The sequence below is a fragment of the Bradyrhizobium sp. genome (genome assembly GCF_049512235.1).
Taxonomy (GTDB): Bacteria; Pseudomonadota; Alphaproteobacteria; order Rhizobiales; family Xanthobacteraceae; genus Bradyrhizobium.
Map to the genome: position 1 here is coordinate 14,875 of NZ_JBEKXH010000119.1, position 14,036 is coordinate 28,910.

At 59.2% G+C, this 14,036-nt stretch carries 10 protein-coding genes and 2 pseudogenes; 5 read left to right on the forward strand and 7 right to left on the reverse strand.

Going from position 1 to position 14,036, the window contains the following annotated elements; genetic code table 11:
• Positions 1-165: 165 nt before the first annotated feature.
• Positions 166-1,414, forward strand: a pseudogene (gene egtB, locus ABSG20_RS13480) (ergothioneine biosynthesis protein EgtB).
• A 50-nt stretch (positions 1,415-1,464) separates the two neighbouring features.
• Complete coding sequence (gene egtD / locus ABSG20_RS13485; protein ID WP_423864999.1) at positions 1,465-2,436, forward strand: L-histidine N(alpha)-methyltransferase; 972 nt, start codon at positions 1,465-1,467, stop codon at positions 2,434-2,436.
• Positions 2,437-2,516: 80 nt separating this feature from the next.
• On the opposite strand, the gene ABSG20_RS13490 is transcribed toward egtD, so the two are convergent.
• The 6 genes from ABSG20_RS13490 to iolG all read right to left on the reverse strand — a co-directional run bounded on the left by ABSG20_RS13490 (position 2,517) and on the right by iolG (position 8,092).
• Positions 2,517-2,798, reverse strand: coding sequence for a hypothetical protein (locus ABSG20_RS13490; protein WP_423865000.1), 282 nt, complete (start codon positions 2,796-2,798; stop codon positions 2,517-2,519).
• 162 nt (positions 2,799-2,960) lie between these two features.
• The gene (locus ABSG20_RS13495) at positions 2,961-3,965 is read right to left on the reverse strand and encodes a substrate-binding domain-containing protein (RefSeq protein WP_423865001.1); all 1,005 of its coding nucleotides are present in this window, start codon (positions 3,963-3,965) and stop codon (positions 2,961-2,963) included.
• Positions 3,966-4,016: 51 nt separating this feature from the next.
• Positions 4,017-5,123: an ABC transporter permease gene (locus ABSG20_RS13500; RefSeq protein WP_423865002.1), complete on the reverse strand. Its 1,107-nt coding sequence runs from the start codon at positions 5,121-5,123 to the stop codon at positions 4,017-4,019.
• Positions 5,113-5,853 carry an ATP-binding cassette domain-containing protein gene (locus ABSG20_RS13505; RefSeq protein WP_423865003.1) on the reverse strand — a complete coding sequence of 247 codons (741 nt, stop codon included), beginning with the start codon at positions 5,851-5,853 and terminating at the stop codon, positions 5,113-5,115. The genes ABSG20_RS13500 and ABSG20_RS13505 overlap by 11 nt, the downstream gene beginning before the upstream one ends.
• 102 nt (positions 5,854-5,955) lie before the next feature.
• Positions 5,956-7,077, reverse strand: a complete 1,122-nt coding sequence (locus ABSG20_RS13510; RefSeq protein WP_423865004.1) for a Gfo/Idh/MocA family protein — start codon at positions 7,075-7,077, stop codon at positions 5,956-5,958.
• Positions 7,078-7,099: 22 nt separating this feature from the next.
• Positions 7,100-8,092, reverse strand: a complete 993-nt coding sequence (iolG, locus tag ABSG20_RS13515) for an inositol 2-dehydrogenase (RefSeq protein ID WP_423865005.1) — start codon at positions 8,090-8,092, stop codon at positions 7,100-7,102.
• A gap of 407 nt (positions 8,093-8,499) precedes the next feature.
• Here iolG and iolD point away from each other — a divergent pair, with 407 nt between their 5' ends.
• The 3 genes and pseudogenes from iolD to ABSG20_RS13530 all read left to right on the forward strand — a co-directional run.
• Entirely contained in the window at positions 8,500-10,320 is a 1,821-nt protein-coding gene (iolD, locus tag ABSG20_RS13520) for a 3D-(3,5/4)-trihydroxycyclohexane-1,2-dione acylhydrolase (decyclizing) (protein WP_423865006.1), read from the forward strand.
• 51 nt (positions 10,321-10,371) lie between these two features.
• A complete protein-coding gene (gene iolE / locus ABSG20_RS13525; RefSeq protein ID WP_423865007.1) occupies positions 10,372-11,280 on the forward strand; it encodes a myo-inosose-2 dehydratase in 909 nt (302 codons plus the stop codon).
• Positions 11,277-11,993: pseudogene (locus ABSG20_RS13530) on the forward strand (SDR family oxidoreductase); the annotation flags it as partial. The gene iolE and the pseudogene ABSG20_RS13530, both read left to right, overlap by 4 nt.
• A 46-nt stretch (positions 11,994-12,039) precedes the next feature.
• On the opposite strand, the gene ABSG20_RS13535 reads toward ABSG20_RS13530, so the two are convergent.
• Positions 12,040-14,036, reverse strand: a 1,997-nt coding sequence (locus ABSG20_RS13535; RefSeq protein WP_423865008.1) for a methyl-accepting chemotaxis protein, incomplete at its 5' end; no start/stop codon positions are given.

A 14,036-nucleotide genomic window follows, 5' to 3' on the forward strand; every position in this document is an offset into this window, starting at 1 on the left:
CACGGCGCGCTAACCCATGGCCCGGCCATAGCCGTCTGGCGGCGATGTCATAGCCCTAATGGTCTGCTTGGAGGCTTTTTTCCCGCGCGGAAGCCCCTATCTAGGACAGGCTATGCCGGGAACCCCCCGGGCCGTGTAAAGTTCTCTCCCGAACCGGAGATATCAGTGACGAAACCAGCATCCGCTGCGGCCTCGCTCGCCGCCCCTTGCCCGTCATTATTCTCCGATTCCGGCAACCTGGCCCAGGATTTGGTGGAAGCCTACCTTGGCGTGCGGGACGAGACCGAGCGCCGCGCCGCGTCCCTGACGCCAGAGGATCAGTCGGTCCAGTCGATGCCGGATGCCAGTCCGGCGAAATGGCACCGCGCCCATACCACCTGGTTCTTCGAGCAATTCCTGCTCGGCGAACACTGCCCCGGTTACACACCCTTTCACCGGGATTACGCCTATCTGTTCAATTCCTACTACGTCAGCGCCGGGCCGCGCCATGCCCGCCATCAGCGCGGTCATTTGACCCGTCCCGGCACAGAGGAGATCACCGCCTACCGCCGGCATGTCGACGCCGCGGTGGTGAAGTTTTTTCACGAGGCCAGAGAGGATGCGCTGACCGCGATCCTGCCGCTCTTGGAAGTCGGTCTCAATCACGAGCAGCAGCATCAGGAATTGATGCTGACCGACATCCTGCACGCCTTTGCGCAGAACCCGATGGCGCCAGCTTACGATCCGGCGTGGAAATTCCCCGCTTCAACCCGCAGCGCGGGTCACCCTCAACGAGGGCATCCACAGCATCGGTCATACCGGCGAAACCTTCCACTTCGACAATGAGAAACCGGCGCATCGCGCGCTGGTCGGGCCGGTACGGCTGGCACGCAACCTCGTCACTAATGCCGAGTGGCTGGCATTCATGCAAGACGGCGGTTACGCCACGCCGACGCTGTGGCTGATGGACGGCTTTGCGACCGTCAGCAACGAGGAATGGAAAGCGCCGGGTCATTGGCGTGAGATTTCAGACCAGTGGCACATCATGACGCTGGGTGGGCTGCAGCCGGTCGATCCCTTGGCCCCGGTCTGCCACGTCAGCTATTACGAGGCGGACGCGTTCGCGCGCTGGTGCGGCAAGCATTTGCCGACCGAAATGGAATGGGAAGTCGCGGCCCGGGCCGGCCATCTCGGCGATGCCTTCGGGCCCGTCTGGCAGTGGACCCGCAGCGCCTATGCCCCCTATCCCGGCTATCGCGCCGCCCCGGGCGCGCTCGGCGAGTACAACGGCAAGTTCATGGTCAATCAGCTGGTGCTGCGCGGCTCTTCGCTGGCAACGCCGCAAGGCCACAGCCGTATAACTTATCGCAACTTCTTTTATCCCCAGCATCGCTGGCAATTCACAGGACTCCGCCTCGCCGACTACGCCCCCTGACCATTGGCATTTTGATTAATCGCGCCGGATAGCGCGTTCTGGAGAGTATCATGAATGTGCATGCCCCGGCTTTGGCCAAAGCACACAGCTTCGACGAACAGACCTTGGCGTTTGCCGCCGACGTGATCGACGACCTGTCGCAGCACCCGAAGCGGCTGTCGCCGAAATATTTCTATGACGCCGCCGGCTCCGAACTGTTCGAGCAGATCACGCGGCTGCCGGAATATTACCCGACCCGCACCGAACTCGGCATCCTGCGCGACCGGGGCTGCGCGATATCGGCGTTCGTCCCTGATGGTTCGGCGCTGGTGGAATTCGGCGCCGGCGCCACCACCAAGGTCCGGCTGCTGTTGAACGAATGCGCGGTCGGCGCCTACGTCCCGGTGGATATTTCCGGCGATTTCCTGCAAGCTCAGGCCGACGCGCTGCGGCAGGATTTCCCCACCCTTGACGTCCATCCGGTCACCGCGGACTTCACCGCGCCGTTCGCCTTGCCCGAAGCCGTCAGCGCGATGCCGAAGATCGGGTTTTTCCCGGGATCAACACTCGGCAATTTCGAGCCGCACGAGGCCTGCGCGTTCCTGCGCAGCGCCCGCAACATCCTTGGGCAGGGCGCGCAGATGGTGATCGGGGTCGATCTCGAAAAGGACGAGCGCGTATTATACGCGGCCTATAACGACAAGGCCGGCGTCACCGCCCGCTTCAATCTCAATGTGCTGCAACGCATCAATCGCGAACTCGGCGGCAATTTCGACCTCAGTGCGTTCATCCATCGCGCGATCTATAACCGCGACCGTCACCGCATCGAAATGCACCTGATCTCCAGGAAGGCGCAAACCGTGCGGGTGCTGGGGCGCAGTTTCGCGTTCCGCGCCGGCGAAAGCATCCACACCGAGAACAGCTACAAATACAGCCTCGAGCGCTTCACCGCGCTGGCGCGCGGCGCGGGCTGGACGCCGCGCCATTGCTGGACCGACGCGGCCGCGATGTTCTCGGTTCATGCCCTGGAGGCTTCGGACTGAGACGCATCGGATCGAGATTCCGACGGGCCTGACAGCAGCGAGATCGATTGCTGTGACGGATAGCGCCTGCGGCGCGAGGCTCACATGCCGCCTCCTCCGCCACCAGCTCGTAGAGACGTTTCGAAATCTCTGTCTAAACCACCGGGTTCAGCAGGCGCGTAACCGAAAGCTCCCGGATAGCCCTTCTTCGAGCCCTTGGCTTGCATCTCACGCAGCGGCGCGTAGCCGAACCCGCCTGGGTGATGTTTCTTAGGGACCTTATGCTGCGGACCCGGTGTTTTGCCTGGTACACCCTGCGCATGCACGGCCGGTGCGGCGGCGACCAAAGCGGCGGCACAAAGAGCGATGATCATTGTCTTCACTTTTCAGTCCTCCCTGCTCGGAAAAAGTCCGCGCAACGGCCTGAAATTACAACCATCCCGTGAACGGGCCACATCACGCTGCGGTGAAGGCGTGGCACCTCGATGCGATGAAAACGACGGGGCGGGAGTTGGCTCCGGCCCCGTCATCGCAATTGAACGGACTTACTTGCCGATACAGGTGGCGACGGTCTCGGGCGTGCAAACATCGAGACCGGTATAGGTCGGATCGGCGGGCGCGGGCTTTCCGGATTTCATCGCATCCAGCGCTAACATCGTCTTATAGCCCATTTCGAACGGACGCTGGCCAACCTGGCCGAGCGACAGGCCTTCCTTCATCTGATCGATCTGCACCGGCAGAGTGTCTGCCACCACAAGGGCAAGTGCCTTGGAGGCGATCTTATCCTTATAGGGTATCACCGCGGCGCGGTTTGCGTCGGGAATGAACTGCGGGAAGCCGCCGGTAGGGATGAAGGCATCGAGTTTCGGGTTCTTCGCCATGATGTCGGTAAACTGCTGGACGGATACCGGGAAGTCGTCATTGGTATAGAGCGGGCAACCAGCAATCTCGGTCCAGCCGTTCTGGCCAGTCAGGCGGTCGCCAGGGGAAGCGGCCGATTTCTTGCCCGACAAGGTGTCGCGAATGCCCTGCATCCGTTCATTGTGGTTAGCCGCAGCGGCGCCGCCCGACTGGATGCACACCGTGCCGCCCTTCGGCTTGATCTGCATGGCGAGCTTGGCGAGGTTCACGCCGATCTCGTAATTATGCGTGCCGATATAGGCGGCGCGCAGGCCCTTGCTGTCGGGCAGGAGGTCGGAGTCCCAGGTAAGAACGGGAATGCCCGCATCCTTGGCAGCTTGCAACGCCACTGCCGCGGCCGCGGCATTGGATGGCGATACGGCAATGCCGTCCACCTTCTTGGCAACGAGATCCTGCAAGATCTGCACTTGCTCCTCGCCGCCGCCGTGTTCACCGGGGCCAATATACATGCACTCAAAGGCGCCCTTTGATTCCGCTTCGGCTTTCTTGCAGCCGTCGCGAGCCTGATCGAAGAACGGATTGTTCATGTTCTTCGGCACCAAGGCGAAGATATATTTCGCCTGGGCGCCGGAGATGGCCAGGGACATAGCGCCGAAGGCGATAGCCGTGCCTAATAGAAATGCTTTCATGTCGTTTCCTCCTCATTGACCTTCACTGATTGCCCGCAGTGAATTCGGTTTCTAACGGCGCTTCTTCGGGGACAAATGCTGCAAGATGGCCGTCGTGATCGACGTGCCCCCAGTTTGCATGCCAAGCAGCACCGCGAGAATGATGAAAGCGCCGACGAATGCGCCCTGCCAATTGGAATCGATGCCAGCCATCAACAAGGCATTGCGGATGACCTCGAGAAAGGCCGAACCGATGAAAGCCCCGAAGGCGGTGCCTGACCCACCCATCAGACTGGCCCCGCCGATCACGGTCGCCGCGATGACGCGCAGCTCATAGCCCTGCCCCATGGCATTGATGGCCGAGCCGTTGTAGCCGAGCAGCAGAAGAGAGGCCAATGAAGCGGTGAAGGCGGAAAATACATAGGCTTGAAACTTGATCCAATCGACCGGAACACCGGTGAGCCGGGCAGCCTGCTCGTTGCCGCCGATCGCAAACAAATGGCGGCCCCAGGCCTTGGAATTGAACACATAGCCAACGATGAGGGCCAACCCGATCAGGACCCAGAAATGCGAGGACAATTCGGGAATCCAGTGCGGTGCCCAACCGGCCGGCGCGTGCAAAGGCCATTTTGCCTGACCAATGGCCTTGACGATCGGGGCGTCGGGCCCGAACTGATAGAGCATCTGGTTGGCCGAAAACACCACCGCAAGCGACCGCGCCATCGACAACATACCAAGCGTCACGACGAAGGGAGGCATACCGACATAGGCCACGAAAAGGCCGTTGACCATGCCGCAAGCAAGCCCGGCAATCATCCCCATCGTGAAGGCGACGTACCAGGAGTAATGCCAAGTAAGAAACAGGCCGGCGACAATCGCCACCAGGCCCATCACGGACCCTACCGAGAGGTCGATGCCGCCGGTAATGATGACCACGGTCATCCCCATCGCCATAATCCCGATCGGCGCGAAGTTGCGCGTGACATTGGCAGCATTTTCGGTGGTGCCGAAGGTCGGTTCATTGATGGCCATGACCATGACCAGCACGATAAGCGCGATCGTCACCCAGAATGGCTGGCTCGACAAGAGGCGCGCAACAAGGGTCTTCTCCTTGGTCCCCACCACATCTGAAATTGCGGCATGACCTGTTTCTTGCGCTTTGGTAAGATCATGCTGCACGGATCGCTCCCGTAATCAGGCCGGTGATTTCCTCCGGCGATGTCGACGCGGTTGCCTTGTCGGCAACCTTGGTGCCGCGCCGCATGACGATGATGCGGTCGCTCACCGCGAACACATCGGGCATACGATGGCTGATGAGGATGACCGCCACGCCCCGGTGCTTCTGACGGCGGATGAGTTCGAGCACCTCGGCTACCTGGCGCACCGAGATGGCGGCGGTCGGCTCGTCCATCAGCACGAGCTTGGCGTTGGAAAGCCGGGTGCGGGCGATGGCTACCGCTTGGCGCTGGCCGCCGGACATTTTCTTGACCAGATCGCGCGGTCGCGTTTCGGATTTCAGTTCGTCGAACAATTCGCCGGAGCGGTCGATCATCGCCTGTTTGTTGAGCACCCGAAAGGGCCAGATACCCTTGTTTTGCTCGCGGCCCAGGAACACGTTCTGCGCGGCGGTCAGATTGTCGGCAAGGGCGAGATCCTGGTAGACGACCTCGATGCCCTTGGCGCGCGCCTCGATGGGCTTATGGAAATGGCAGACCTCGCCGTCGACGAGAACCTCCCCGTCCGTTGGTGGAAAATTCCCGGCAATCAGCTTGACCAAGGTGGACTTGCCGGCACCATTGTCGCCCATCAACCCAACGACCTCGCCGGGCTCGATCGACAAGCTGATGTCGTTTACCGCGTGGATTGCGCCGAAACTCTTCGATACGTTACGAACTTCGAGCAGCGCCACTCTAGCACCTCCCTGTCATGCGGCTCTTCCGGCACTTTCCGTTCAACTGGTTTATCATAATCGGGGTTTCCCCCGCAGTCGCGGCGACAACGATTGCGGCGCCTACTCTATTACTTGCCACCTCTGCGATTTGGATGATCGAACCGCAGTATCGACAATCTTCTGAATTTCCCAAGCTTCGCGAAAATCCGGCCCGCGCCTCTCCCCGCCGGCGATAGCTTCGAGGAATTCAGCGACCTCGATGGTCTTGAGATCGTTAAAGCCAAGTTGGTGTCCCGGCGCGACGCAGAACAGCCCGTAGGGATGATGCTGAGGCCCCGCCTCGATACGGGTGTAACCGTTATGGCGTGGATCGCCGCCCGCGCGATAATGAAGAAGTTCATTGAGGCGTTCTTGCGTATAAACAAGAGACCCCTTTGTGCCAGTCAACTCAAAGCCGAGCTGCATTTTTCGTCCTGTCGCCACCCAGTTTGCTTCGATCGTTCCCCTGCATCCCCGCTCGAATCGCACGGTAAGGCGCGCAATATCGTCGACTTCGACAGCGCGGCGCTGCGATGAGCCTGATGTAATTGGCCGGCTTTTGACCACGGTTTCCAAATCAGCATCGACCTCGCTGACGGGGCCGAGAAGAAAGCGGGCCATTCCGATGATATGGCTGCCAATATCGGCGATGGCGCCTGCTCCGCCGCTGGCATCCACGCGCCAATTGTAAGGAACTTCGGGATCCGCCATATAATCTTCGGCGTGAATGCCGCGAAAACCGGTGATTGCTCCGAGTTCCCCGGCCGCAACCATTGAACGCGCAAGTTTCAGCATCGGATTTTTGATATAATTGTAACCAACCTGCGTCACGACGCCGGCAGCTTCAGCGGCGTCCATCATGTCTTTTGCGGCGTCGGCATTTGGCGCGATCGGCTTCTCGCAATGAACGTGCTTGCCCGCCGCGATCGCCGCAAGAGCCATTTCCCGATGAACGAGATTTGGCGTCGTGATCGAGACGATTTCGATATCTGGATCTTCGACGAGAGTACGCCAATCGGCTCGCCAACGGTGAAAACCAAATTGCCTGGCGGCTTGCTCTGCCGCTCGCCCATCGATATCTGCAACTGATTGCAAGACAGGACGCAGGCTGCCCGGAAAAATGCCTGCAACCGCCCTATAGGCAAAGGAATGGGCCTTGCCCATGAAGCCGGTGCCAATGACGCCTACACCGATGTCACGCACGTCGTTGCAATCCTTTTTCAATTCAAACTTTGACAGCTCGGCCCGTCAGGGCAGACTCAAGGGCGCAGTCGGCCAAACGAAGCGCTTGGCGGCCATCATGCGGGGTAGTAGGCATCGGCGAACCGTTTTCGAGCGCGCCGACAAACTGCTCGAGTTCCGTTTTGTAGGCCTCGGCATATCGCTCCAGGAAGAAATTCAGCAGCGGTTCGCGCACTTCGGTTTCGGTCTTACCCCAACGCCGAACAGTGGTCGGTCGCAGATTTTCGTTGAGGAGCATGCCGGCCGATCCGAAGATTTCGAACCGCTGATCGTAGCCGTAGACCGCCTCGCGGCAGCAGTTGATATGGCACTGCCGGCCCGAAGCGGTGCGCATCTGCACCATGATTGTGTCGAAATCGTCGAGATCCGCTAACCCGGAATCCACAAGTCGGCTCGCCGTCGCCATCACCTCGATCGGCTCTTCGCCGAGCAGCCAGCGCGCCATGTCGAAATCGTGAATCACCATGTCGCGAAAAATTCCGCCGGAATGACGCATGTACTCACGCGGCGGCAATCCCGGGTCGCGGCTGGTGATGATGACCTGCCGCACGTCGCCGATTTCGCCGGCATCGATCGATCGGCGGAGCCGCCGGGCGCTGGCGTCAAAGCGACGGTTGAATGCCACCATGACGCGGCCGTTGAGCCGTTCAATCTCATGGACAGCAGCATCCACTTTGGCAATGTCGAGGTCGATCGGCTTCTCGCAAAGCACGGCCTTTCCCATCTTTACGGCATGGAGCATCAAACTGACATGAGTATCTGTCGGTGAGCCGATGATAATGGCATCGACATCGGTCCGCTCGATCGCCGTGATCGGATCAAGCGAGGCCTCACAACCAAGATGATCGGCGAGGCTCCTGGCCGCGGTGCCGTATGGATCGGCAATCGTGACAAGCTTTGCCATGGGATTTGCCGCCACATTGGCCGCATGGATCTTCCCGATTCGTCCAGCGCCGAGAACCGCGACTCGCAGCATATTGGAAACTCCGGTCTATCTCGAGCCCAACCGATTGCCTTCGCCAGACACGCATGGATGCGCTGACGCGAGGGGCGTTAGGGATATGAGTAACTTCGCCCCGCACCACGTTTCGAGGTGATTTGAACCTCAGGAGCCAGCACTTCAAGCGCCAGCAGACTGACGCATGGTCGTTAGGACATGACGAAATGATCGGTCAGGCTTACCTCCCGTGATCGCGGCCGCTTGTGCGGCTCTGCCATTTGAAACATTACAAATATAATCCGAAGTTGTCGACCGCTTTTCAGCAGATCGCGCGATTCTTGACCCAGATACAGGAGGACAATAAATACTCCTGAAACCAAATATGCACCGTTGCAGGTATCGGAATTTCGGGAGGAAGGCGCATGTCGACGGTTCGCTGCACCATGGCGCAAGCCTTGGTCCGCTATTTGTGCAATCAATTTACGATCATCGACGGCAAAGAGCAGATGCTGTTTCCCGGCGTTTTTGCCATTTTTGGCCATGGCAACGTCACCTGCCTGTCGGAGGCTTTGGAAGCCGTAAAAGATACTCTGCCGACTTGGCGTGGCCAGAACGAGCAGTCTATGGCGCTGGCCGCTATTGGCTTCGCCAAAGCCAAGCGCCGCCGCCAGATCATGGTCGCCACCTCCTCGGTCGGCCCCGGCGCAACCAACATGGTAACTGCCGCCGGCGTTGCCCATTCCAACCGCCTGCCGGTTTTGCTGCTTTCCGGCGATACATTCGTCAATCGCCGCCCCGATCCGGTAATGCAACAGGTTGAGCACTTCGGCGACCCTTCGATCAATGTCAATGATGCCTTCCGCGCCGTGACGCGTTATTGGGATCGTCTTACCCACCCGGAACAGATTGTCTCGTCGCTGCCGCAGGCTGTCGCTGTCCTGCTCGATCCGGCGGATTGCGGCCCGGCTTTCATCGCGCTGCCGCAGGACGTACAGGAAATGGCCTGGGATTATCCGGAAGCCTTTTTCAAACCGACCGTCCATGCCATTCCGCGTCCGCGCGCCGACAAGGATCGCCTGGCTCAAGCGCTAGAAATTCTAAAGAGCGCCAAGCGGCCGCTGATCATTTCAGGCGGGGGCGTGCGCTATTCCGGCGCCGAAGATGTCCTCGGCGCGTTTGCGACGGAGCACGGCATACCGGTTGCCGAAACCATCGCGGGCAAAGGTGCGCTCACGCACCATCACCCGGCCCATATCGGCCCAATTGGCATTGTTGGCTCGACTTCAGCCAATGCCCTGGCGGCCGAGGCCGATGTCATTTTGGCTGTCGGCACCCGCTTGATGGATTTTACCACCGGCTCTTGGACGTGCTTCGCGCCAGAGGCGAAATTCATCTCGATCAACGCTGCGCGCTTTGACGCGACCAAGCATCAGGCCCTCGCGGTCATTGGCGACGCGCGCGAAACCCTTGCCGAACTGGCAGTCTCCCTCGAAGGGTGGAGGGCAGACGCCAAATGGACCAATCACGGCAAGTCCGCGTTCGCCAACTGGAACGCAGCGCTCGATTCCTATCAAAGGCCCACCAACGAACCCGTTCCGACCTATGCGCAGGTGGTTGGCATCGTCAATTCTCATGCGGGCGAGCGCGACTATCTCATCACCGCCGCCGGCGGCCTGCCCGGCGAAGTGATGAAGAACTGGCGCGTCAAACAGCCCAATACCTTTGACTGCGAGTTCGGCTTCTCCTGCATGGGCTATGAAATTGCGGCCGGGTGGGGTGCGGCCATGGCCGACCCAACCCGCGTTCCGATCGTCATGGTGGGTGACGGCACTTATATGATGATGAATTCGGATATCTATTCAACCGTTCTCACCGGCCACAAGATCATCCTGATCGTTTGCGACAATGGCGGCTATGCCGTGATCAATCGCCTGCAGAACGGCAAGGGCGGCGCGAGCTTCAACAACCTCATCAAGGATTGCCGCGTCAAGGAACCGTTTGCCGTGGACTTTGCCAAGCACGCCGAATCCATGGGTGCGCTGGCACGAAAGGTCGAAAGCCTCGCCGACCTCGGCGCGGCCGTCGACTGGGCCAGGAAAACCGACCGCACCACCGTTTTGACCATCGTCTCGGACGCCTTCACCTGGACACCTGGTGATGCCTGGTGGGATGTCGGCGTGCCCCAGGTCAGCGCCCGCGCGAGTATTCTCGAAGCCTCAAAAGCCCAACGCGAGGGCCGCAGCAAACAGCGTGTCGGCGTTTAATCCCGCCGTTGCGCAAGTGACAAACATCGAAATTGCCGGAGATTCTTTCTTATGAAAGCGAAGTTGGGCATCGCTCCGATCGCATGGTGGAACGATGACCTGGAGCAACTGAGCGACGACGTTTCGCTCGAGGAATGTCTGCGTCAAGCGGGTGAGGCAGGTTTCACCGGCATGGAGACAGGCCGCCGTTTTCCGATGGATGCTGAAGTGCTTGGCCCTATCCTGAAAGCCCACAGAATGAGCATTTGCGGCGGCTGGTTCTCGGGTCTGCTGCTTGACGGTGACATGGAAAGGGAAAAGGAACGCATTGCCCCGCAAATGGCGTTGTTCAAAGCGGTCAACGCGCCCTGTATTGTTTACGGCGAATGCGCCCGCACCATTCAGGGCGACCGTTCGAAGCCTCTGGCCACGAAGCCCCAGCTTTCAGAGGACGAAATCAAGGTCTATGCCCGCAAGATGACGAAGTTCGGCGAATGGTGCGCCGGGCAGGGCATGCCTCTGTCCTATCACCACCATATGGCCGCCGTGATCGAGACAGAGCCGGAGCTTGACATGTTCATGAAACATTCAGGCGAAGGCATCCCGCTGCTTCTTGATGCGGGCCACATGGCTTTTGCGGGCGGCGATGTCATGCGCGCCATCGACAAGCACCACAGGCGCATCACGCATGTTCACACCAAAGATGTGCGCATGGATGTGATCGACAAGCTTGATCGCAGCAGAGAGAGCTTTCTTGACGCGGTCGTCAAGGGCGCCTTCACGGTGCCTGGCGACGGCTCGCTCGATTTTGAAGCCATCCTCAAAAAACTCGCCGACCACGGCTATGAGGGCTGGTTTGTGGTCGAGGCCGAACAAGATCCTGTAAAGGCGCCGCCGGCCGAATACGCCAAGATTGGTCACCGCGCCTTGACCCAGGCGCTTGCTGCAGCAGGTTACAGAATTGAAGGGCAATCGTCATGAATAAGCTGACTGGAAAAATTGCCGTTATTACCGGTGGCGCACAGGGGCTCGGCGCAGCAATTGCGAGGTTATTCGCCGATCGTGGCGCATCCGGCATCGTGACCTGCGGCCGCTCGGCGTCAAAAGGACAGGCAAAAGCCCAGGAGATTCAAGGTGCCACAGGCACAAAGGTTGTGTTCGTCGCCGCCGATTTAGGCAAGATCGAAGATTGCCGGGCCGTCATCGCCAAGGCTGACGCCGAATTCGGCCGCGTCGACGTCCTGGTGAATGCCGCGGCAATAACGGATCGCGGCACGATCATCGACACGTCGCCTGAATTGTTTGACATGATCTTCAATGTCAACGTTCGCGGTCCGTTTTTCCTGATGCAGGAAACCATAAAGATCATGCGTCGGGAAAAGATCGAGGGCAATATCGTCAATATCTGCTCAATGTCGTCCAAAGCAGGTCAGCCGTTCATCGCTGCCTATTGTTCGTCAAAAGGTGCTCTGGCAACGCTTACGGAAAATACGGCCTATGCGGTCATGCGCAACCGTATCCGCGTCAACGGTCTGAACATCGGATGGATGGCCACCGAAGGCGAAGACAGGATTCAGGTTCAGTATCACGGTAGAAACCCGGATTGGCTGAAAGAGGCGGCGGCTGTACAGCCGTTTGGCCGTCTTATTGACCCTCGTGAGGTTGCGCGAGCCGTTGCTTTTCTGTCGAATGCGGTGGGTTACAGTTGCGTTTTTCGAATTTTTGGCAATGTTGATTGTCCTAAGAAGCTTGCTTCAGCTCTAGTCGTTCAACGCAGCCGCGCAGCCAGATTTGGTAGGTTTCGGTCGAGCCGCCGGTCAGCTGGAATTCGACCTGTAGACCTTTGGAGTGACTGCCGCGGACAACAAATGGCAACCCGATCGACAGTCCGGCAAGTTTTAGAGTTCCGGTATCCCCTGGATGCATGTCCAGTTGGCAAAGCAGGTGGGCACCGGTCGCGGATATGTCGATCAATTCGCTGTCAAACCGTTGATCGCGACGGTCAAGGATTTCACTTTTTACCGCAACCGCATAGCGAGGTGAGGCACGCCGGTTGGCGTCTTCGGTCGAGGACCGAACGGTGCGCACCAGAAGTTTCTGTAAAACGGCTATCTTTTCGGTGACCTCGCCGATCGCCACACGAACGCCCTTCGCCTGGCCATCAACCTGTTGCGCTCCGGAACTGACGCCGTGCATCCTCGACGATACTTCGCGGGCTGCAATTGCGGATTGGCGGACGTTCTCTGCAATTTCTCGCGTCGAGGTTCCCTGTTGCTCCACCGCTTGCGCAATCGCGGTCGCGGCGGTATCGATCTCATGAATCCGGGCACCGACTTCGTCAATCGCAAGGACAGCGGCCTTTGCGAACGATTGAATCCCGGTGATCTGACGCTCAATGTCCTGGGTCGACTGCGCGGTCTGATGCGCAAGGCTTTTGACCTCCGCGGCGACGACGGCAAATCCGCGTCCGGCTTCTCCTGCCCGCGCCGATTCAATTGTCGCGTTCAGGGCCAGCAGGTTGGTCTGCCCCGCGATGGCGCCGATCAGTTTTGTCACTTCGGAGATTTTGGCAATCGCATCGGTCAGCGACTGTAACGTGCCGATTGCGCTTTCACCGCTGGTCACCGCGTGCCGGGTCACCTCGGTGGTATTGCGCACCTGGACCGCGATCTGCTGACTCGCCATGGCCAGTTGTTCCGCCGCAGCCGACAAAGTCTGGGCATTGGTCAGAGCCTCCTCGGAGGCGGCGCTGACCGACTGCGTGTCGACGGAGACGTTGGTAGCGATTTTCGACATGTCGTTGGCGGCAAGATCGACAACGCTTGCCTTGTCCTCGATTTCTTTGACCGACTTGACGGTTTCGCGTTCGACAGTCGCCGCCATTTCCAGAATCGCATTCTTCCTGATTTCCAGAGCTTCCGCCTCCGCCTGTTCCCTCACTTCGGCCTGGGCTTCGGATGCTCGGAGGATTTCATCGGTGCGTTCTTGAAGTTTGCGTTCAAGCTCGGCATTGTTGGTTTCGATGCGTTTACGGCTGCTCTGATTCAAATAGAAAATAAGGCTGCCGAGCAGGACGACGAGTAAAGCTGCCCCGTAACCTGCCATTTCAAATGCGCCGACTGCCTTGGCATCGGCGCTGTCGGTGAATTTGCTGTTCGGGAAACCGGCCCAAACGCTCCAATGGCTGCGCGGGTCATTGACCTCAATCGGAATGACTTCGGAATAAAGCAGGCTGGTATCGGAGACGGCATCGGCGACGTCCTTGGAAAGCAGTGCCTGGCCTTGGGTTGACGGCAGGATGGCGTATTTGTAGTCGGGATTGACCAGAGCGAAGTTAGCGTCATGCACCAGGCTTCGTAGAATGTTGGTGCGGATGATGGCGCTGATGGTGCCTTTTAATTCGCCTTTGGCCGCGTAAAACGGCACCGACAAGACGGCACCTTTGCGGTCGTCATCAAGCCTGGTTTTGATGAACTCGGCGTTATCGCAGGTGATGACTTCTTCACCCGTGATCATCGGCGGAGTGTCGTTGCTGACCGCGCCGCTTGTGCCGAAATGGGTCTTGAGCCAATTGTTATGTTCGTGCAGCAAACGATATTCGTAAATCTCCACTTCTTCCGGTTTGTTCGGATCTTTGGCTTCCTCCTCCGGTTTTGTCTCACCGGGAAATTTTTCCGAGCCGTCGAACATGATAATGGGGACTTCGGCCTCTTTCGTTTCCGGATCGACGGCTTCGG

Coding starts and splice junctions, on each gene's coding strand:
- egtD (WP_423864999.1), top strand. CDS start 1,465: ATGAATGTGCATGCCCCGGCTTTGGCCAAAGCACACAGCTTCGACGAA.
- ABSG20_RS13495 (WP_423865001.1), bottom strand. CDS start 3,965: ATGAAAGCATTTCTATTAGGCACGGCTATCGCCTTCGGCGCTATGTCC.
- iolG (WP_423865005.1), bottom strand. CDS start 8,092: ATGCTGCGAGTCGCGGTTCTCGGCGCTGGACGAATCGGGAAGATCCAT.
- iolD (WP_423865006.1), top strand. CDS start 8,500: ATGGCGCAAGCCTTGGTCCGCTATTTGTGCAATCAATTTACGATCATC.
- iolE (WP_423865007.1), top strand. CDS start 10,372: ATGAAAGCGAAGTTGGGCATCGCTCCGATCGCATGGTGGAACGATGAC.